The sequence below is a fragment of the Mesorhizobium sp. B2-3-15 genome (genome assembly GCF_006442875.1).
Taxonomy (GTDB): domain Bacteria; phylum Pseudomonadota; class Alphaproteobacteria; order Rhizobiales; family Rhizobiaceae; genus Mesorhizobium; species Mesorhizobium australicum.
Genome location: NZ_VFVO01000008.1, coordinates 24,424 through 44,721, shown reverse-complemented (window position 1 = coordinate 44,721; position 20,298 = coordinate 24,424). Strand labels below are relative to the sequence as shown.

The window sequence follows — 20,298 nt, the reverse complement described above, 5'->3', positions numbered from 1 at the left end:
TTCTGATTTCCTCATTCCGGGCCACTGCCTGCTCGGCGGCATAGGCTCGAGATTCTTCTCTGGCGAGCAGCCCGGTTCATTATTCTGACAGGCCGAGGCTAGCTTCCGCCGCAAGCGCATCGCCGAACAGAGGGACCGTCTGCGTCATGTCTTCGTAGGAGATGCGCTGCCCGAAGGCCGTGCACCGCACGCGGTTGCGCTCGATGAACTCGAGCGGCGCCAGCAAGAGGGTCTCGAAGTCGGACTAGTTCAGGTACTTTGGCTTGTTTATCGATCCGATGCGATACCGGAGTGATCCGCGTTCGGCCCTGAGCCTTACCGAGCACGGCGATGGTGGGCTCTGCCGATCTAAACCGCAGAGCCCAAGGCGGCAACGAGAGTGGGATGCAGGGTGAGCTGGACACCCTCGTTTGCCTTGACCAAGGCCGCCAAATACTGGCGCTTATATCCCGAGTCGAAGATGTATTTTGGAGCGCCATTGTCCAAAACTCCGACGCTGCCATTCCAAAGCATGACGTCGAGCAGCTTCTCCACGTTGTCCGGCGTCTTCATCTGCTTTGCCGCTATGTACCGGAACTTTGCCGCCGTCAGTCCATCGCGATGCTGTAGAATTTCAAAGAGTAGGTCCGATCCGTTCGGGACTAGATCGGCGATCTCGCGGTCCAAATCTTCCAACACCTGCCATCCTAGCTCCCTCAATGCGACGACGTAGTCCTCTTCCTCCATCTTGTTGCGCCCAAACGTCAGGGCGCGACGACGTGCTGTCTCGAAAAGACGGATAAGATAGCGGGGTCTCATAAGGCAGCCGTCGATCAGGAAATCGAGGACAGGGCGCCCGTTTACCGTCGCCACGGAAGCACGACCCCAAAGCGAACTCCAAGACTCGCCAATGGCGGAGACACTCGACTGGAGGCGTTGTTCGAAAAGGGCCTTCATCAAGCTGCGATCGGACCATTCAATGCTTTGGACAGCCAACTTTCCGTAGTCCGCCATCCCGCGTATTAGGAACTCGTATACGTCGCTTCGAATAAAAATAGCCCACCTAAATTCAAGCGACTTCCGACGGAACTTCCGTGCGATCTCCTGCATTGACTCGGTCAGCCCGACCACTATCAGGGCATCGTCGTCGGTGAAGCCCCCGGGCGTCCAAAAGCGGTCGAGATTGTCGAAGAGGAATAGAACGAAACCCTTGAGGCGAAGGTACTCAAGAACGGTCTCTCGGAGTTCTCGGACGTCCTGCCCATAGATGGCCTCTAGCACCTTGGATGAATCCAGTTGGTGAAGTTCAACGTCAACGATGGCGCTGCTGCGAAACCGGTCGACAACGTTTTGTGCCAGTCGTTTCAGTCGTTCGGAGAAGTCCCCGGTTCCTGTGTCGACACGCGCCTCAAATAGGGCCTTGAGCTTGTTGTAGCCCTGGAGAAGACGCATGTCGCGCAACGCCCTCGTTTCATCCTTCTCCAACAGCTTGTAGGTGATTTCGAGCCACAGTACGTATTCCCAAAAAGCAGCGATAACTTCCTTTCGAGTACCGAAGCTGAGCTTATCCAAGATAAACTCTTTCATCTTGATGAGCTGGTAACCGTCTGGAATTAAGTCGATGACGATGTTTGCCTTATTCGACCTAGTGCGATCTCTTACTTGTAGGAAAACCGCTGTCTTGCCGCTTCCCTTCCTACCGACCAGAACGTTGGCTTCGCCGAGTAGAGTTCGCTGATAGCCGTCGGTCTCTAGGAAATGGTCTGCAAGCGAAGTTGCTTCATTCTCGGCTACAGGATCGCCGCAACTCAATCGTTCAAGCAGGTTTTCGTGATCTGGCTTAATCGAGACGAACTCGTTGGCAACGTCTGCCACGCGCAATCTGAAAGCGCCTATGATCTCATCGATGTCCCCTAGTTTCCACCACCGGTCGGCTTGGTCCTGTAGGTCCAGAGGAAGGCTGGACTTCTGGTGAGCTATTAACAATGCCGGAATGTTGCGACCGCGGGCAATGCCGTAAATGAACGCCGCTCTTTGATTATTGCGAGCAGCCTGCTCGCTGTCACCTTCCATCCAGAAAGCGATGATGCCGAACGAGGAAGCCACCTGTTCATAGGCCTCGCTGGCGTTTAGTCGGCTGATCTCGCTCGAATTGAAGTTGCGGAATTTGATCCGCGCAATCTTCTTTACGGCGCTGGTCGTCCGTAGGGTGGATTCAGTAGGGGTCGGAAGTTGAAGGATGAAAACCGGTTGATCCTTATTTTTAGCCAGTTCAGCCCAGCGGGTCGTTTCGTCGCGTTTTGATAGGGTGCGAACAAGAACGTGATCATAGTCGTAGCCGTCATAGCCCAAGGTATCTAGCAAGCCGATGGCTTTGACCGGTTGGAAGTCCATGTGGGTCGAGCGGATCAATCGCGTGGGCTTTTGCAATCCGATCGCAAATCCCAGCTCGTAGGTCACGTTGTGATTGACGAGAGAGATGTCGGCAATGAAAGCGTCGGCGCCTTCGATCCAGCTTTCCACCGACCGCGCAACTGGTGAGCCCGACGTGTCAAGTGTCGACCATGGCGTTATTGATCGATCGGAAGTTGAAGCCGATTTGCAGGCTGCGACAATCATATCACCATGGAACTGATTACCGGAGGCGTATGCGACAAAAACCGACGTCACTTGCAGCTTACCCCCGAATCCAGCAACTGAGCCTATCGACAATAGACCGAACGCTCAACTGCAGTTTCCGATATCTTGCGACTATCGTTGTGCAGTTCAGCCACCACCATCGTTCGTAGTCGAAGTAACATTGCCGCTGGCATACCTTCGAGTCTGCCGGCACCCTTCCCCCTTTGCGTAAAATCACGACGATGGTCACCTCAAACCGAAATGTCCGCTCCGCAGCCCGAAGCTGCCGGTCCAATTGCGGCCCCAATGCGGTCATTTCGGAACATGCAAGCCGACTAAGTGGCGATTGGAAATCAATAACCACGCGGCCGCGGTGTTCATGGTTTGTGCGTCAAAAGTCGCATAAATGGCAGACTGGTATGCCGTCCAGAATTACCTGTCGCTGGTGAGAGTCCAAGGCCAGAATTATCTGTCGTCGGCCCCACTGCTAAGCGGCTCATATTCCACCCCTTTCGCCAGAAGAGGTTTCCAATGCCCCTCGGTCAACAGGTTACCAATGTGCCCCAATGACATTTAATTCCGAACTGGCGCTAAGGAGCTGTCTTCAATGAGCTTATTGCGGCCCTGATTGGTAACCTAAGGCCACTCAACACGCGGATTGGTAACCCACAGGACCAGGTTTGGTAACCCTTTTCGAGTGAGTGCCGCTCGCACCTCTCGGCGTATTCGTTTCAGTTCTAAGCCCGGCTTAATTCCGGACGACGACAGATAATTCTGGACGGCACAGTGGAACGCGGGCTGAAGGCCAGACGTGTCGTTTCTGATTTTTCGTTATTAGGCTTTGAGAGAGCGGCAGGTCCCTGAACACTTTGCAGCTGTGGCGGGCCAGCCGCACCACGCTGGCCGTCCAGTGCTGCGAACGCGGCTATTGGTCTGAGACGCCTTGTCGCGATAACGGTTCCTCATGGACCCATGCGATGTACTTATTTGCCGTAGTGCTTCCACCAAATTAGCGTTTTGCATCGGCCAAGGCTCGCTCAAAGGAAGTCGACGCCGAGTTTCAACCAATGGGAGTGGCGGAAATGAGATATCGCTCAACAGGTCGTGTGCTGGGTTTGTCGCTGCTGGCGCTTGCGCCGCTTTGTTCGAATGCAGCGCGAGCGCAAGACACGCTCTCGGTCATGAGTTTCGGTGGCGCTTACCAGGAAGCGCAGCGGAAGGCGGTGTTTGAAACCTACACCGCCAAGACCGGGGCCAAGATTGACGAGCAGGAGTACGGCGGCGAAATCGCCAAGATCAAGGCGATGATCGAATCCGGCAATACCACCATAGATGTCGTTGACGTCGATGCGCCGACGTTGCTGCAAGGATGCGACGAGGGCATTTTCGAAAAGATCGACTGGTCGAAAATCGGACCAGAGAACGACTGGATCAAGGGCACGACCTCGGAATGCGGCGTCGGCACGATCGTCTACGCGACGATCCTTGCCTATGACGGCACCAAGCTGCCGGACGGGCCTAAGACGATCAAAGACTTGTTCGACACCAAGAAATTCCCCGGAAAGCGCGGCCTCTGGAAGAACCCCGCAACCAACCTGGAATTCGCGTTGCTCGCCGATGGCGTTGCGCCTGACCAGGTCTACGAAACGCTGTCGACCCCGGCGGGCGTGGATCGTGCCTTCGCCAAGCTCGACATGATCAAGGACAGCATTGTGTGGTGGGAAGCGGGCGCCCAGGCACCGCAGTTGCTCGCTTCGGGCGAGGTAACGATGACGACCGCGTGGAACGGCCGCATCTACAACGCCAACAAGGAAGGCAAGGATTTTCGGATCGTCTGGGACAACCAGATCCTTGACTCAAATTACTGGGTAATCCCCAAGGGCGCTAAGAATGCCGAGGGATCGCTTGCCTTTATCAAATACGCGGTCGAGCCCAAGGTACTCGCGGGGATCACGAAATACATTCCCTACGGCCCTGTACGGAAATCGGCGGCCGAGTTCGTGGCGCCGGAGGATGCCAAGAATCTACCGACCAGCCCGCAGAATCTGACGATTTCGCTGACGCTTGACAATGGCTTCTGGGCTGACAACGGGGACGAAATACGCAAGCGGTTCACGACCTGGCTCGCGCAGTAGCGCGGGCTTCCGGAGGAGAGCATCGATGAATTTTTCCCAGCGAATGTCACTTGCGACGGACAACCCAGTCGATGCCCTCGTTCGGTTCGAGGAGGTGAAGAAATCCTACGACGGCATCAACTTCGTCGTGAAGGACCTCAATCTCGACGTCCTGCGCGGCGAGTTCCTGACCATGCTGGGGCCGTCCGGCTCGGGCAAGACCACGACGCTGATGATGCTGGGCGGTTTCGAGCAGCCGACGCTCGGCCATATCCGGCTCGACGGCAAGCCTGTCGAGCGGCTGCCGCCGGAGAAGCGCAACATCGGCTTTGTGTTCCAGAACTACGCGCTGTTTCCACACATGACGGTGGCGGAGAATGTCGCGTTTCCGCTGCGCTATCGCGGCATCACCGGCCCGGCCGCGAAGGAAAAGGTCCGCCAGGCGCTCGGCCGCGTCAGTCTCGATGCGCTGGGCGATCGTCGTCCGGCGCAGCTTTCCGGCGGCCAGCAGCAGCGTGTCGCATTGGCCCGCGCGCTGGTGTTCGAGCCCTCGCTGGTGCTGATGGACGAGCCCCTCGGGGCGCTCGACAAGCAATTGCGCGAACGCATGCAGATCGAGATCAAGCAACTCCAGACCTCGCTCGGCATCACCATGGTCTACGTTACCCATGACCAGTCCGAAGCGTTGACCATGTCGGACCGCATCGCGGTGTTCCATGACGGGCGGATCCAGCAACTCGCGGATCCGGCAACGCTGTATAACGAGCCGGCCAACCGCTTCGTTGCCTCCTTTATTGGCGAGAACAACTCGCTGCCATGCACCTTGCTTGGACGAGAAGGCGGCCTGGCCGTCGTGCGCATGGCCGATGGCACGACGTTGAAGGCCGCGGGCGCCAATGTGTCCGGCGCGGGCACGGACATAAGTCTATCCATGCGGCCGGAGAATATTTCGCTGGCCGGGGAGGGTGTCCGCGCCGATTTCAACCGCTTCACTGGCAAGACCCGCGACGTCTTTTTCCTCGGCGACCATATGCGGCTGTCGATCGAGGCCTTTGGTGGCCAGCTTGTCACCGCGCGCATCCCGGCGCGGCAGGCATTGCATTTCGCGTCCGGCACGGATGTCGTCCTCGAATGCGGCATTTCGGAATGCCGTCTGCTGGAGGTGTGAGCCATGACCGTCGTGGATATCGACCGGATCAACGTCTTCATGGCCGTCCGTCGGGCCGAAAAACCCGCCCGGCGTGCAGCACTTTCGCTGGCCCTGCCGCTGATCGTTTTCCTATTGGTCGCCTTCGTCGCTCCGATCCTCTACCTGCTGGTCACGGCGGTGGGCAATCCGGAGACGCGCGAGGTGCTGCCGCGCACGTTGGCGGCGCTGCAAAGCTGGGATGGCGTTTCAACGCCGGACGAGCCGGTCTACGCCGCGCTCGCCGCCGACTTGAAAATCGCCAAGGACAACAGCACGGCCGCCTTGCTCGGCAAGCGTCTCAACTACGAGATTTCCGGCATGCGCAGCCGCGTGCTGGCGGCGGCGCGGATGGTCGAGAAGCTGGATACGGGCCCCTACCAGGAGAAGTTCCTCGAGCAGAACAAGGATTGGGGCTCGCCGGAAACCTGGGCGATCATCAAGCGCAACGGTGCTTCTTTCACGCCTTACTATCTGCTGACCGCGCTCGACCTCCAGCAGGCCCCGAACGGGTCGGTCGAACGCGTCCAGGGCGACCAGGCGATCTTCCTCGACGTGCTGGCGCGTACGTTGTTCGTCGCGGGGCTGGTGACACTGTTCACCCTTATCCTGGGCTATCCAGTCGCCTATGTGCTGACCATCGCGCCCAAGGCAATCGCCGGCATCATGATGCTGATGGTGCTGCTTCCCTTGTGGACGTCGCTGCTCGTGCGCACCACCGCCTGGGTCGTGCTGCTGCAGTCCGACGGCATCGTCAACGACGTGCTGATGACCTTGCATCTGGCCAGCGAGCGGCTTCAGCTGATCTTCACGCGCACCGGAACGGTCATCGCGATGACGCACATCCAGTTGCCCTTCACCATCCTGCCGATCTACAGCGTCATGCGCTCGATTCCCGCCACGCAGCTCAGGGCGGCGCGCTCGCTCGGTGCCCCGCCATCTTCCGCCTTCTGGCGCATCTATGCGCCGCAGACGCTGCCTGGCGTCGTTGCCGGGTGCCTGATGACTTTCATCCTGTCGCTTGGCTACTACATCACGCCGGCTCTTGTTGGTGGGCCACGCGACCAGATGGTGTCCAATTTCATCTCGGTCTACATCAACCGCGATCTCAACTGGGGCCTGGCCGCCGCCCTCGGTGTGGTCCTGCTTGTCGTGACGCTTGCCATCTACCTGTTGTTCCTGCGCCTCGTTGGCGCCGACAAGATCAAGCTGGGGTGACGCTATGTGGCTGCCTTCTTACGCGACGCCGTCCGAACGCCTGGTGCGCACGCTGGTGGTGGCGTTCGCCGTTGCCGTGCTCCTGTTCCTGATCGCGCCGCTGTTCATCATCGTGCCGCTATCCTTCTCCAAGGACCCGTTCTTCACCTTGCCCGTGAAGGAGTATTCCCTGCGCTGGTATGCGGATTTCTTCGGCAATGCGCGCTGGATGAATGCCATCTTCAACAGTGCCGTCGCGGCGGTGATGACCACGATCCTGGCCACCACGCTCGGCACGTTGGCGGCACTCGGCATCTCGCGCCCCAATTTCCCGGCGCGGCGGTTGATCATGGCATTGCTGATCTCGCCGATGATCGTGCCGATCGTCATCGTGGCTGTCGGCAGCTATCTCTTCTTCGGCCAGTTCGGCCTGACGAACACGCGCACTGGACTCGTCCTGGCACACACCGCGCTGGCGACGCCTTTCGTGGTCATCACGGTGACGGCGACGCTTTCCACCTATGACACAAATCTGACGCGCGCGGCATTGAGCCTCGGCGCATCGCCGTCGTCGGCGTTCTTTCGGGTGACGTTGCCGAGCATCATGCCGGGCGTGGTGTCCGGCGCGATCTTCGCCTTCGCGACCTCGTTCGACGAGGTGGTCGTCGCGCTGTTCATGACGGCGGCCGAACAGCGCACTCTTCCGGTGCAGATGTTTTCCGGCATCCGCGACCAGATCAATCCGACCATCATGGCCGCCGCGACGCTGTTGCTCGCGCTGTCGATCATCCTGTTCGCGATGCTCGCCCTGCTGACCCGGCGTCGGGTGAAATAGGCGGCCGGCCACGGCCTTTCGTCGGGCTGGGACCCGAAGCCGTTCTCAGCCGACCCTGGTGGTGCCTTCGCCGGCGACGAACATATCGGCAAACCGGGCGGCAAAACTCTGCGCCACGGTCGACCGCTTGCGGTCGGGGCTGACATAGATGCCGACCACGACATCGGCGAGCCGGGGCAGGTGGACCGACGGCTCGATGATCCTGAGGTTCGCTGGAATAATCCGGCGCGCCAGGACCGTGACGCCGAAGTCGGCGCCCACGGCGGCCTCGAGGCCGGCAAGACTTGGGCTCGTGTAGACGATCTCGAAATTGCGGCCGTCGCGTTGCAACGCGGTTAGCATGTTGCGACGGTAGAGGCAGCCTTCGGGATAACAGACAATGCGCAGTTCTCCTTGACTTGCGACATCATCCGCCAGGTTCGGGGACTGCGCTCCGCAGACCCAGGCCAGCGTCTCCTTCCAGGTCATGAAAGCGCCTTCGGAAGGCCCGTCCGGGGTCATCGCCACGACAATGTCGAACAGGCCGTTGCGCAGGCCCTGCAGCAGATTGTGCGACAGATCGCAGACGACGTCGAAGGTCAGGTCGCCGCCGTCGCGCGCCAGGCTGGCCATCAGCTTGGGCAGGAAATGATCGGCGTAGTCGTTGGGAATGCCGAGTCGCAGCCGGCCCTTGCTGTCGCGCTTGGAGAGCTTCAGCATCATGTCGTCGTTGAGCGCCAGGATCTGGCGCGCATAGCCGGCGACAAGTTCACCCTGTTCGGTGATCTGCGCGCCACCTTCCTTGGCGAAGAGCGAGACGCCGAGCAGTTCTTGAAGTCGCTTCATTTGCAGACTGATCGCTGGCTGCGTGCGGCCGAGCTTTTCTCCCGCTCGCGTATAGCCACGCAGGTCGATAACGGTGACGAAGGCGCGGAGAAGGTCGGTTGGGATGCTGCGCATGGTTAGCTCCACATTGACCGATTAGATCACGCCGTTCCAAACAAACGCAAGCGGGCCTTCCTTTCCAGGAAGGCCCGCCAGAAGTCGAGTAGTAGCGATCACGCCTTGACGATGTTCTGCTCCGGGCCGAACGGGAACTTGGTGATGTTTTCGGCGCCGTCTTCGGTCATCACAAGAATGTCGTGCTCGCGGTAGCCACCGGAACCTGGCAGCCCCTCGGGGATGGTCAGCATGGGTTCCATGGAGACAACCATGCCGGGTTGCAGCACGGTATTGATGTCTTCGCGCAGTTCGACGCCGGCTTCGCGGCCATAATAGTGCGACAGCACGCCGAAGGAGTGGCCGTAGCCGAACGAGCGGTAGCCGAGCAGATTGTGGCTGCGATAGATTTCGTTCAACTCTGTCGCCACATCGCCGCAGCGTGCGCCAGGCTTAAGGAGTTCCAACCCGCGACGGTGGACGTCGCAGTTGATCTCCCAGATGCGCAGGTGCTCATCGCTGGCATGATCGAGGAACAGCGTGCGCTCGAGCGCGGTGTAGTAGCCCGAAATCATTGGGAAGCAATTGAGCGAGAGGATGTCGCCTTTCTGAACCTTGCGCGAGGTGACCGGATTGTGGGCGCCGTCGGTGTTGATGCCCGACTGGAACCAGACCCAGGTGTCCATCAGTTCGGCATGTGGAAAGGTCTTGGCGATGTGCCGTACCATGGATTGTGTGCCGGCCAGCGCGACTTCATATTCGGGAACGTTCTCGCGGATCGCGTTGCGAATGGCTTCACCGCCGATATCGGCGGTGTGCGCGCCTTCCTTGATCAGGACTATTTCCTCGGCCGATTTGATCGTGCGCAGCCACATGGTCGGCGCACCGACGTCGACAAACTCGACGTTCGGAAAGGCGTCTTGCAGCAGTTTCCTGAACTCGAGGTTGACGTGATCGAACTCGATGCCGATACGCTTCACGTTGGGCAGCGTCTGCTGCAGGGCATAGAAATAGTTGTCGCGCTGCCAGTCGGTATAGGTGATGTTATCGCCGAAGGTACGGCGCCATGGCTGGCCGGCATCGATGCCGGCCGAAACAGACACGGCCTTCTCCGGGGTGACCACAAAGGCATAGCGACGGCCGAAATAGCAGAACATAAAGTCGGAGAAATAGCAGATATTGTGGTAGGAGGTCAGCACCGCCGCGTCGAGCTTCAGCTCGGCCAGAATGCTGCGCAGCCCATCCTGACGGCGCGTCATCTCGGCGGGGCTGAAGGTGGCGACAGCCTTCTCGCCATTATGCATCTTCTGTAGCCGCAGCAATTCGTTGGGCATGCCCTTGGCGTAGACGTTCATTTCTTTCCTCCGCATCCAAATTGAGGTTTCTGGTTGGAAGCGGACTATAAAAAGTCGATCCGGCCGCAGGAAATTAGAAGTCGATATCGGAGGATTAGTGTTGCTAATCGGTCGGTGCCGCCACAACGGCGTCGGCAATTGCCATAATTTATGGAAATACAGGCATCAGGTGAATAAATTGTCCTGATGCGCGCGCCGATCGTAGCATCCCTGCATCAACAGTGCAGTGCAGGGGAGCACGCGATGACCGACGACATGTTGCATGTGATGGCGTGGCACAATGGTGAAAAGGAGTATTCGCCATTCTCGGATACCGAGATGAAGCGCCGCCAGGCCGATGTTCGCCGCTGGATGGCGGAGAACAAGGTGGATGCGGTGCTGTTCACCTCCTATCATTGCATCAACTACTACTCCGGCTGGCTCTACTGCTACTTCGGCCGGAAATACGGGATGGTTATCGACCACAATAAAGCCACGACCATTTCGGCCGGGATCGATGGCGGCCAGCCCTACCGTCGCAGCTTTGGCGACAACATCACCTATACTGACTGGCGCCGCGACAATTTCTACCGCGCAGTGCGCCAACTCACCGCGGGCGCCAAGCGCATCGGTATCGAGTTTGACCACGTCAACGTCGACTTCCGCCGTCAGCTTGAGGAGGCGCTGCCGGGTGTCGAATTCGTCGATGTCGCCAAACCATCGATGTGGATGCGCTCGATCAAGTCGCTGGAGGAGCAAAAACTGATCCGCGAGGGGGCGCGCGTCTGCGACGTCGGCGGTGCCGCCTGCGTGGCGGCCGTGAAAGCCGGCGTGCCAGAGCACGAGGTGGCTATTGCAACGACCAACGCCATGATCCGGGAGATCGCGAAATCGCATCCTTACGTCGAACTGATGGACACCTGGACCTGGTTTCAGTCAGGCATCAACACCGACGGTGCCCACAACCCTGTCACCAACCGCGTCGTTCGGTCAGGCGACATCCTGTCGCTCAACACTTTTCCGATGATCTTTGGCTATTACACCGCACTCGAACGCACGCTGTTCTGCGATCATGTCGACGACGCCAGCCTTGACATCTGGCAGAAGAACGTCGCGGTCCACCGTCGCGGTCTCGAACTGATCAAGCCCGGCGCGCGGTGCAAGGACATCGCGATCGAGCTCAACGAGATGTATCGGGAATGGGACCTGCTGAAATACCGCTCCTTCGGCTACGGCCATTCCTTCGGCGTGCTCTGTCATTATTATGGCCGCGAAGCCGGCGTGGAGCTACGCGAGGACATCGATACGGTGCTGCAACCCGGCATGGTGGTCTCGATGGAACCGATGGTGATGCTGCCGGAGGGCTTGCCAGGCGCCGGGGGGTACCGGGAACACGACATTCTGATCATTAAGGACGACGGAGCGGAAAACATCACCGGCTTCCCCTTCGGTCCGGACCACAACATCGTCGGGAACTGACGGACGTGTTCTACATCCCTCATGATTTGCATCAGCGGGGGGACAGCCGAACAAACCGACACAACCCTTACGCAGCGTCGCCGGTCTGTGGCCTCGCCCGCGGCTGCCTCATTTTCCTGATAAGAGTTTTCACGGCTGACACTCTCGTGGAACGCGGTGATTGCCCACCCGACGAAAATGCCGACACGAGAGGGCAGGCGCCACCGAATTGGCCTTTTCCATACTGATAATGCGTGCCGGATCGAGAATCGCTTGACGGGGTGGCCTTCGCGCGCTGCCTCGCATTGGAGCTCAAGGCCCCGATCGCAGATCCGGAAACGATCGGCGTAAGAGCAGGGCTCAGCGCGGAAACTCGACGCGCAGGGCTTTGACGATGGCCCCCACGCAGACATCCAGCAAGATGTCACCCTTCGCTTTCGAAGCTTCCCTGGGCGACGACAATGTGCCGCTCGCCGGTGTCCATTCAGGCTTGGGGGGGTAAACATCGTATGGCGGAAAGCTGGCCGGTTCATGATCGACGGCTCGCTCGAGGTGCACGAAGTTCGGGTAAAGCGACAGCATCAGCGATGTCTCAAGCACGCCGCCATGTTCCAGATCCCAGCCGGTGAACCCGTCGGGATAGAGCCGCGCGATGGTCGGCTTGTCGACGAAATCCCAATAAGACAGCACCACAATCTTCATGTCGTTAATACCGCCCCAGCGAAGCTCGCGCAGCGCCAGATCGATGCCTTCGACGATGAACCACGAGTTCTCGAAGTGGCCATTCATCAAGCAGATATTGCGTACGCCATGGCGGGCAAATTCCTTGATGACATCGCGGAGCGCCGCGACCAGTGTCGCGCCGTCCAGACTGGTCGTGCCTGGCAGGTGATTGCCGCCACCCGATTTCTGATGCGACTTGTAGCCGTAGGTGAAGGGAGGAGCTACAAGTGCGCCGATCTCGCCAGCGACACGGCGGGAGAATTCGACCGGCAATAGCACGTCGACATGCATAGGCATGTGGTGGCCATGCTGCTCCATCGACCCGACCGGCAGGAGGATGGGCACGGAGCCGTCCCGAACCTTCGCATCGTAGTCCTGCCAAGGCAGTTCGGCGGCAAAAACAGTGATATCGGGCATGAGTTCCTCCCAGCTTCGGCTGTTGAGGCTGATGATTAGTGGTGGTACTGGTGATATGAAAAATTTATATTCATGATCCTGGTATGAGAAATCCAAATCCATGCGAAATTTCATCAACTTTCAAACCGATCTGCTGCGGACCTTTGTTTCGGTCATCGATCTTGGCGCCTATACAAAGGCCGGAGACGCGCTGGGGCGCACCCAGCCGGCCATCTCGCTGCAGATCCGCCGGCTCGAGGAATTGGTCGGGGCGCCGCTCATCAAACAAGTCGGACGCACGCTCACGCTGACGAGCGAAGGCGAGATGCTGCTAAGTTATGCCCGCGAAATGCTGCGGCTCAACGATGAGGCGGCTTCCTATTTCAATCGGTCGAAGATAGCCGGCGTGCTACGCATCGGCCTGCCGAACGACTATGCGGTCGCCTTCCTGCAGGGCGTCATCACCGAATACACCAGCCAGCATCCGGGCATTTCGCTGGAAATCCACTGCGGCTGGAGCGCCGACATTCTCGATCGACTGCGCGCCGACGAACTCGATCTGGCGGTGGCGATGGTCAACAATGAGCGCTCCCAATATCTGTCGCGTTCATGGATTGAGCGGCCGATCTGGGCTGCCGCCGATGCCGCCCGTTTTGACCTGGGAAGCGGCGTACCGCTGGCAGCCCACCCCGAAGGGTGCGCCTACCGGGCGCGGATGATCCAGTCCCTGGATACCGCACAGATCCGCTGGCGCGTGGCCTATACCGGGTCTGGCATCGCGGGGCTGCAGAATGCCGTGGTGAACGGCCTCGGCGTCAGCGCGCTGACCCGTTACACAATGCTGCCCGGTATGCGGGTCCTGGACCACAGCGACGGGTTCCCAGCGCTGGCTGAAATCCGGGTCGGCTTGTTCTACAAGCATCCCCGCCTGTCCGATGCCGGAATCAGGCTGGTCAATCACATCGTCGCGCGCCTGGATGAAGCCGGTGTCTCCGGCGACCCGGTACGGCGGCCGATCGAACTGGACCGTCAATAAGGGGTGTAAATGCATTTATTATGAGAATTAATTTTCCAAATAGTTGGACCGTTCGTAGGCTTGCTGGAACCACAAGCCAAGGGGAACAACCATGACAATCAAGAAAAGCTTGTCCGGCGTGCACACGCGCCGCGATCTTCTAAAGGGTGCAAGTATTCTGGGCGGCGGCGCGCTGGCGATGCCGTTCCTCAGCCGCCTGGCTTTCGCCGAGCCGGTCGAGCTCAATATGCTCGCATGGTATGGCCATGCCGAACCTGACGTGGTGGCCGAGTTCGAGGCGGTGAACAACGTCAAGTTCAAGCCGAAATACTATACCGGCGGCGACAACATGCTCGGGCTGATCGCCCAATCGCCTCCCGGAACCTTTGACATCATCCTGTCGGATGCCGAATACGTGCAGCAGCTCAACGCGGCCGGCTATATCGAGAAGCTCGATCCCGCTGATTATCCGTTCGACGAATTCTTCCCCGAATTCCAGCATTTTCCAGGACACTGGCAGGGCAACGACCTCTATTCCGTCATTACCCGTTTCGGCTTCCTCGGCGTGGCCTACAACACCGACGCGATCACCGAGAAGGAGGCCTCCACCTACAATGTCTATTGGGCCGAGAAGCTGAAGGGCAAGGTCGGGCATTTCGATTGGCATCTGCCCAATCTCGGTCAGATCAGCCTGCTCACCGGCAACGCCTCGCCCTACGATATTGACGCCGCAGCGTGGAGCGCGGTGCAGGATAAAACGAAGTCGCTGCGCCCGCAGATCGGCGGCTTCTTCGACTACGGCGGCACCTTCTCGTCGCTTCAGAACGGCCAGATGCTGGCCATGGCCGGCATCGGCGACTGGATCACCGGGGCGCTGGAAAAGGGCGGCGCGAAGGTGCGGACCGTCATTCCGGAAGAGGGCGGCCTGCAGTTCACCGAATCCTTCTCGATCGGCAAAGGCTCGCAGAAGGCCGATCTGGCGAAGAAATGGATCCAGTACATTACCTCGGCCAAGGGCCAGGTGAAGTCGGCCAACATGGTAGCCTATCCCTGCCTCATCCCGAACAAGAAGGGCTGGGAGCTTTTGGCCACTGAAACTCCCGCGGAGGCCAAGCGCCAGGGCATGCTGCTCAACCAGAGCAATGTCATGGACATGATCCGCAATGGGCGTATCAAATACCGCCAGTTGCCGGTTCAGCAGAGTCTTGAAGACTGGAATGACTTCTGGTCCGAATACAAGGGATCGTAACAGTCATCATCGCCGGGTGGGCACCAAGCCCGCCCGGCATTTCTTGGAGAATGGTCGTGCGTCATGCAGACGGGCGAGCCGTGCCTCAACGGACGGAACCTGCATCGATGCGGAAATCGATCACCCTTTACGGACTGACATTCTCCCTGCCGATGCTGATCTGGCAGGTGCTGTTCTTTCTGGCGCCGCTGGTCTTCCTGATCGCGCTGAGTTTCTGGACGGTCCGGAATTTCCGCATGGAGCCGGATTTCAATCCCGACAACTGGGCCAGGATGCTTGGCCGAGGCGTCTTCTGGGAAGCCTATTTTCGCACGTTAGTGCTGTCGACGGCGGCCGCCGCCATCACCAGCGCGCTGGCATTCCCCTGCGCCTACGGCATCGCCTTCAAGCTGTCGGAAACGGCGCGGCGCTGGGCCGTGTTCCTGATGGTCATCCCCTTCTTCACCAGCTATCTGGTGCGCGTCTATTCATGGCAGATTTTCCTGTCCGACAACGGTATCATCAATGCGCTGCTGGCAAAGACGGGCATCGGCCCGTTCGGCATGCTGAATTCGGTCTTCGGAACGATGGTCGGTTATCTGACGCTGAGCTTCCCGCTTGTCGTGCTGCTGCAATTGTTCAGCCTCATGTTCGTCGACCGCACGCTGATCGAAGCGGCACACAATCTGCGCTGCGGGCGTTTGTGCACGGTGTTCGAGGTGGTGGTGCCGGCGGCCAGGGTCGGGCTGGTGATCGCGGCGCTGTTCTGCTTCATCCTCACCTTCGGCGATTTCGTCAGCCCGCTCTATCTCGGCGGCGGCGACCCGCCGACGCTGTCCATCCTGATCACCGACACCACCAAATCGGGCCAGCAATGGCCGCGTGCTGCCGTCATCGCGCTGACCATGATCGCGACGCTGCTCGCGGTGGCATTCGCGGCGGTGAGCTTTGCCTACAAGGAGCGCGGTCGATGAACGATTTCAACCGCAATCCGTTGATCGACTGGGCGCTGAAACTCTACATCGTACTCGCCTTCGCCTTCATCTTCGCGCCGATCGCCGCGAGCTTCGTCTTCTCGCTCAACATAGACCGATTTCCCTCGCTGCCACTGGGTGGTTTCTCGACCATCTGGTACGAAGCCGTCTATGCCGATCCGCTCGTCTGGGAGGGCTTGCGCAACACGCTGATCGTTGGCGCGACCGTCTCGGTCGTCGCCACGGCACTTGGATTCGGCGCCGCCTATACCGACTTCCGCTATAAATTCTTCGGCAAGCCGTTCTACCTTGCGCTTGCACTGTTGCCGCCGACCATTCCCGTGGTCATTCTGGGCTTGGCGATGTTGGCCTTCCTGTCCAACGTCCACCTGTCCGGCGAGGTCCATTCCGTCATCATCGCCCATGTGGTCATGTGCGCACCCTTCGCCATGGCGATCTGCCGGTTGCGCCTCTCGCAGATGGACCCTTCGCTGGAAGCCGCTGCCTGGAACCTCGGCGCGTCGGAATGGATGGCGATGCGTCACGTCATCGTGCCGTTCTGCCGACCTGCCATCTTCGCCGCGCTGTTCATCACCATGGCGGTGTCGTTCGACGAATTCGCGGTGTCGTGGTTCGTGTCGGGTCTGCACGAAACACTGCCGGTCAAGGTTCTCGGCTTTCTGCAAGGCCAGGTCAGCCCACGCATCAACGTCATCGGCACATTCGTCTTCCTCGCCTCGATGACGCTGGTGATCCTCGCCCAGATTCTTCTGATGAAACGCAGCGCCGCGCCCAAGGCCGGCGGCAACGCGCCGGAGTTGGTGTCATGATCGATCAAGCTCTCGTCGTCTTTGACGGCGTCGCCAAAAGTTTCGGCAACTTCAACGCCGTCGAGCGCATGGACCTCGAAATCCGCAAAGGAGAATTTCTCGCCATCATGGGGTCGAGCGGCTGCGGCAAGACCACCACACTCAGAATGCTGGCGGGGCTCGAAGCGCCGACAGAAGGCGAGATCCGCCTTGCCGGCAAGCGCATCAACGACTTGCCGACTTGGCGTCGCGACACACCGATGGTGTGGCAGAGCCTGGCGCTGTTCCCGTTCCTGACGGTGCGCGAGAATGTCGAGTTCAGCCTGCGCATGCGCGGCACCGAAAAAGCCGAGCGCAGGCGACGCGTCGACAAGTGGCTCGAGCGCATGCAGATCACCGAATTCGCCGATCGCAACGTCGCTCATCTTTCGGGCGGACAGCGCCAACGCGTGGCGTTGGCGCGCTCGCTGGTGACGGAGCCCGAAATCCTGCTTCTCGACGAGCCGTTGTCGGCGCTCGACGCGCATCTCAAGGTGCGCATGCAGACCGTGTTGTCCAATCTGCAAAAAGAGCTCGGCATCACCTTCGTCTATGTCACGCACAGCCAGTCTGAGGCCTTTTCGATGGCCGACCGCGTCGTCATCATGAGCCGCGGCCGCATCGAGCAAATCGGCAACCCTCAGGAGATCTATCGCGCGCCGCGGACGAAGTTCGTCGCCGAGTTTCTTGGCTCTTCGAATGTGTTCGCCGGCAAGGTTTCAGCAGCGGACGGCGATGCCATCAGGATCGTCACGCCCTCGGGCGAGTTCGGCGTCGCCCGCAATCCTGCCAAGACATTGGCCAAAGGCGATAAGGCGACCTTCGTCGTCTCCGGCGACCGCGTGCAGTTGACCAACGAGAAGCCCACGGAGGCCGTCAACGGCATGCAGGCCTCGGTGGTCGGCGAGGAGTTCGTCGGCGCCACAGCGGTCATCCACCTCGAAGGCGCCGACGGCCTGGAACTCAAGGCGCAGAAGAGCCATGACGAGCTGGAACGGCTGAACCTGACGCCGGGTGCGAAAATCTGGATGTCCTGGCGCACCGAGTCGAGCCACATCCTGCCAGGCGAGTAGGCCCGAAGCTCCTTTCTCTAAGCGTGGCTTCGAAATACAGCAGGCGTCACGCCGCGGCGCTCGCGGAAGGCGCGGATGAAGTGAGACGAATCGCAGAAGCCGGTCGAGTTGGCGATTTCCGTTACCGAACCCTGCGAGTTTTTGAGCAGAAACTCGGCATGTTCAAGACGCATGATCTTGTAGGCCAGCATTGGCGCAATGCCGATCGTCCGCTGGAAACGACGCTCGATCTGGCGCCGATTGGCGCCAAGCCGCCGGGCGAGTTCATTAACCGAGACCGGCGTGTCGATGGTCTGCTGCATCAGGAGTAGTGCCTTCTTCACCATCGGATCGTCAGTGTGCAGGTCGAGCGGCATCCCTGGCTGAGGCGTCTCCGCGCGCTCGGCCTCATCGATGATCATGATGTGCAAGCTCTTGCTGGCCTGCGCGCGGCCGACATGCTTGTCGACAAGATAGGCCGCCAGATGCGCAGAACTGACGCCGCCCGAACAGGTCAGCCTGTCGCGGTCGGCCACGAAGATCTGGTCGGAAACTGGCTTCAGTCCGTCGAACTGCTCCAGGAAATCGTCGTGGTGGAACCAGCTGACGCAGCATTTGTAGCCGTCCATCAGCCGGGCGCGGTGAAGCGCGAATGCGCCGGTGCACACACCGACCAGCGGCACCCCGGCTTCTGCCGCCCGGTGCAGGAACCGCACATAGTCCGGATGCAGGTTTTCGATCTCGTCGATCAATCCGCCAACCACCACGACATAGTCGAAGCGGGCCGGGTCGCCCAGGCGCTCCTCGGGCTGGACCGCGATGCCCGAACTGGAGACGATGGGATCCATCGTGGCGGAAAGCACGCGCCAGCCGCACAGGATCGGCCTGCTGCGGTCGCCCTCGTCGGCGGAGAGGCGGAGCACGTCGACGAAATTGGCGAAGGCGCAAAGCGTGAAGCGCCGGGCCAGGATGAAGCCGACGGATAGACGCCGTGGGCCGCCGCGTCTTGGCGCATGTCTCGATTTCATCCGTATTTCCCAGCCCCCGATCCAACGCCATCCCATCTGTCGCACCGGTAATACTACTATGACGCAGCTGTCCTGTCTAAGACCGGAAATTGGGCGGATAGTCGCGGCATGTTGAACCCGGGGTAAGTCATGACCCGCTTTTCGTTTTCCGCACTGCTGCGCAACGCCGCGACCGGCAACAAGAATTGGCAGCCGCAATGGCCAGACGCCGAGCCGAAGGCCGAGTACGACGTCGTCATCGTTGGCGCCGGCGGCCATGGATTGGGCGCGGCCTACTATCTCGCCAAGGAGCACGGCATCACCAATGTCGCGGTCATCGACAAGGGCTGGCTCGGTGGCGGCAACACCGGCCGCAACACCACCATCATCCGCTCCAACTACCTCTATGACGAGAGCGCCAAGCTGTACGACCACGCACTCGACCTGTGGGAAGGCTTGAGCCAGGAACTCAATTACAACGTCATGTTCTCGCAGCGCGGGGTGATGATGCTGGCGCATTCGGTCCATGACGTGCAGAGCTTCAAGCGCCATATCCATTCCAACCGGCTGAACGGCGTTGACAACGAATGGCTGACGCCCGAACAGGCGAAGGCCTATTGCCCGCCCCTCAACATCGCAAAAGACGCGCGCTATCCGGTGATGGGGGCGGCGCTGCAGCGGCGCGGCGGTGTTGCCCGCCACGACGCGGTCGCCTGGGGCTATGCTAGAGGTGCGGCCGCGCGCGGTGTTGACATAATTCAGAACTGCCCGGTGACGGCGATCCGTCGCGACGTCTTGGGCAAGGTCATCGGCGTCGACACGCCGCGCGGCTTCATCAAGGCAAAGAAGGTGGCCGTGTCAGCTGCTGGTCACACTTCGGTGGTGATGGACACCGCCGGTGTCCGCCTGCCGCTGGAGAGCTTTCCGCTGCAGGCGCTGGTGTCAGAACCAGTCAAGCCAATCTTCCCGTGCGTCGTCATGTCGAACACCGTGCATGCCTATATGAGCCAGTCCGACAAGGGTGAACTGGTCATCGGTTCGGGTACCGACCAATACGTGTCCTACAGCCAGCGCGGCGGCCTGCCGCTGATCGAACACACGGTCGCGGCGATCTGCGAGGTGTTTCCGATCTTCACGCGCATGCGCATGCTGCGCAAATGGGCCGGCATCGTCGATGTCACGCCGGATCGTTCTCCGATCATCGGCAAGACGCCGGTTCCTGGGCTCTACGTCAATTGCGGCTGGGGCACCGGCGGCTTCAAGGCGACGCCGGGCGCGGCCCACATCTTCGCCCACACCATCGCCCGCGACGAGCCGCACCCGATCAACGCGCCCTATACGCTCGAACGCTTCACCAACGGTCGGCTGATCGACGAGGCCGCCGCCGCCGCCGTGGCGCATTGAGGGAGAAAACG

Annotated in this window: 17 protein-coding genes; 11 read left to right on the top strand and 6 right to left on the bottom strand. The window is 60.0% G+C overall.

Features of this window, described 5'->3' with window-relative positions; all coding sequences use genetic code 11:
* Window positions 1-79: 79 nt before the first annotated feature.
* Both FJ954_RS31595 and FJ954_RS17365 read right to left on the bottom strand, forming a co-directional pair.
* Entirely contained in the window at window positions 80-226 is a 147-nt protein-coding gene (locus tag FJ954_RS31595; RefSeq protein ID WP_181177840.1) for a hypothetical protein, read from the bottom strand.
* Between the two features lie 122 nt (window positions 227-348).
* Window positions 349-2,502 (bottom strand): hypothetical protein, encoded by a 2,154-nt coding sequence (locus FJ954_RS17365; protein WP_140662119.1) that lies wholly within the window; start codon window positions 2,500-2,502, stop codon window positions 349-351.
* A gap of 1,178 nt (window positions 2,503-3,680) precedes the next feature.
* On the opposite strand from FJ954_RS17365, the gene FJ954_RS17360 reads away from it, so the two are divergent.
* From FJ954_RS17360 to FJ954_RS17345, 4 genes are read left to right on the top strand one after another with little or no spacing between them, the layout of a single operon-like run.
* Window positions 3,681-4,733 (top strand): ABC transporter substrate-binding protein, encoded by a 1,053-nt coding sequence (locus FJ954_RS17360; RefSeq protein ID WP_140662118.1) that lies wholly within the window; start codon window positions 3,681-3,683, stop codon window positions 4,731-4,733.
* A gap of 25 nt (window positions 4,734-4,758) precedes the next feature.
* Window positions 4,759-5,880 (top strand): ABC transporter ATP-binding protein, encoded by a 1,122-nt coding sequence (locus tag FJ954_RS17355; protein ID WP_246681087.1) that lies wholly within the window; start codon window positions 4,759-4,761, stop codon window positions 5,878-5,880.
* Between the two features lie 3 nt (window positions 5,881-5,883).
* The gene (locus tag FJ954_RS17350; RefSeq protein ID WP_140662117.1) at window positions 5,884-7,116 is read left to right on the top strand and encodes an ABC transporter permease; all 1,233 of its coding nucleotides are present in this window, start codon (window positions 5,884-5,886) and stop codon (window positions 7,114-7,116) included.
* A 4-nt stretch (window positions 7,117-7,120) separates the two neighbouring features.
* On the top strand, window positions 7,121-7,930 hold the full coding sequence (locus tag FJ954_RS17345; protein ID WP_140662116.1) for an ABC transporter permease: 810 nt from the start codon (window positions 7,121-7,123) through the stop codon (window positions 7,928-7,930).
* A 45-nt stretch (window positions 7,931-7,975) separates the two neighbouring features.
* Here FJ954_RS17345 and FJ954_RS17340 read toward each other — a convergent pair whose 3' ends face one another.
* Window positions 7,976-8,869, bottom strand: a complete 894-nt coding sequence (locus FJ954_RS17340) for a LysR substrate-binding domain-containing protein (protein WP_140662115.1) — start codon at window positions 8,867-8,869, stop codon at window positions 7,976-7,978.
* A gap of 98 nt (window positions 8,870-8,967) precedes the next feature.
* Complete coding sequence (locus tag FJ954_RS17335) at window positions 8,968-10,182, bottom strand: M24 family metallopeptidase (RefSeq protein ID WP_140662411.1); 1,215 nt, start codon at window positions 10,180-10,182, stop codon at window positions 8,968-8,970.
* A 264-nt stretch (window positions 10,183-10,446) separates the two neighbouring features.
* On the opposite strand from FJ954_RS17335, the gene FJ954_RS17330 reads away from it, so the two are divergent.
* A complete protein-coding gene (locus tag FJ954_RS17330; protein WP_140662114.1) occupies window positions 10,447-11,661 on the top strand; it encodes a M24 family metallopeptidase in 1,215 nt (404 codons plus the stop codon).
* A gap of 339 nt (window positions 11,662-12,000) precedes the next feature.
* On the opposite strand, the gene FJ954_RS17325 is transcribed toward FJ954_RS17330, so the two are convergent.
* Complete coding sequence (locus FJ954_RS17325) at window positions 12,001-12,882, bottom strand: creatininase (protein ID WP_246681086.1); 882 nt, start codon at window positions 12,880-12,882, stop codon at window positions 12,001-12,003.
* Here FJ954_RS17325 and FJ954_RS17320 point away from each other — a divergent pair.
* The 5 genes from FJ954_RS17320 (at window position 12,881) to FJ954_RS17300 (ending at window position 17,897) form a co-directional block, all read left to right on the top strand.
* Complete coding sequence (locus FJ954_RS17320; RefSeq protein WP_140662113.1) at window positions 12,881-13,795, top strand: LysR substrate-binding domain-containing protein; 915 nt, start codon at window positions 12,881-12,883, stop codon at window positions 13,793-13,795. The genes FJ954_RS17325 and FJ954_RS17320 overlap by 2 nt on opposite strands.
* Window positions 13,796-13,886: 91 nt before the next feature.
* Window positions 13,887-15,023: an extracellular solute-binding protein gene (locus FJ954_RS17315; protein ID WP_140662112.1), complete on the top strand. Its 1,137-nt coding sequence runs from the start codon at window positions 13,887-13,889 to the stop codon at window positions 15,021-15,023.
* A 107-nt stretch (window positions 15,024-15,130) separates the two neighbouring features.
* On the top strand, window positions 15,131-15,976 hold the full coding sequence (locus tag FJ954_RS17310; protein ID WP_140662111.1) for an ABC transporter permease: 846 nt from the start codon (window positions 15,131-15,133) through the stop codon (window positions 15,974-15,976).
* The gene (locus FJ954_RS17305; protein WP_140662110.1) at window positions 15,973-16,806 is read left to right on the top strand and encodes an ABC transporter permease; all 834 of its coding nucleotides are present in this window, start codon (window positions 15,973-15,975) and stop codon (window positions 16,804-16,806) included. The genes FJ954_RS17310 and FJ954_RS17305 overlap by 4 nt, the downstream gene beginning before the upstream one ends.
* Window positions 16,803-17,897, top strand: a complete 1,095-nt coding sequence (locus tag FJ954_RS17300) for an ABC transporter ATP-binding protein (RefSeq protein WP_140662109.1) — start codon at window positions 16,803-16,805, stop codon at window positions 17,895-17,897. The genes FJ954_RS17305 and FJ954_RS17300 overlap by 4 nt, the downstream gene beginning before the upstream one ends.
* Window positions 17,898-17,914: 17 nt before the next feature.
* Here FJ954_RS17300 and FJ954_RS17295 read toward each other — a convergent pair whose 3' ends face one another.
* Complete coding sequence (locus FJ954_RS17295; RefSeq protein WP_246681085.1) at window positions 17,915-18,904, bottom strand: GlxA family transcriptional regulator; 990 nt, start codon at window positions 18,902-18,904, stop codon at window positions 17,915-17,917.
* A 129-nt stretch (window positions 18,905-19,033) separates the two neighbouring features.
* Between FJ954_RS17295 and FJ954_RS17290 the strand changes: the two genes are divergently transcribed.
* The gene (locus FJ954_RS17290; protein ID WP_140662107.1) at window positions 19,034-20,287 is read left to right on the top strand and encodes a sarcosine oxidase subunit beta family protein; all 1,254 of its coding nucleotides are present in this window, start codon (window positions 19,034-19,036) and stop codon (window positions 20,285-20,287) included.
* Window positions 20,288-20,298: the final 11 nt, after the last annotated feature.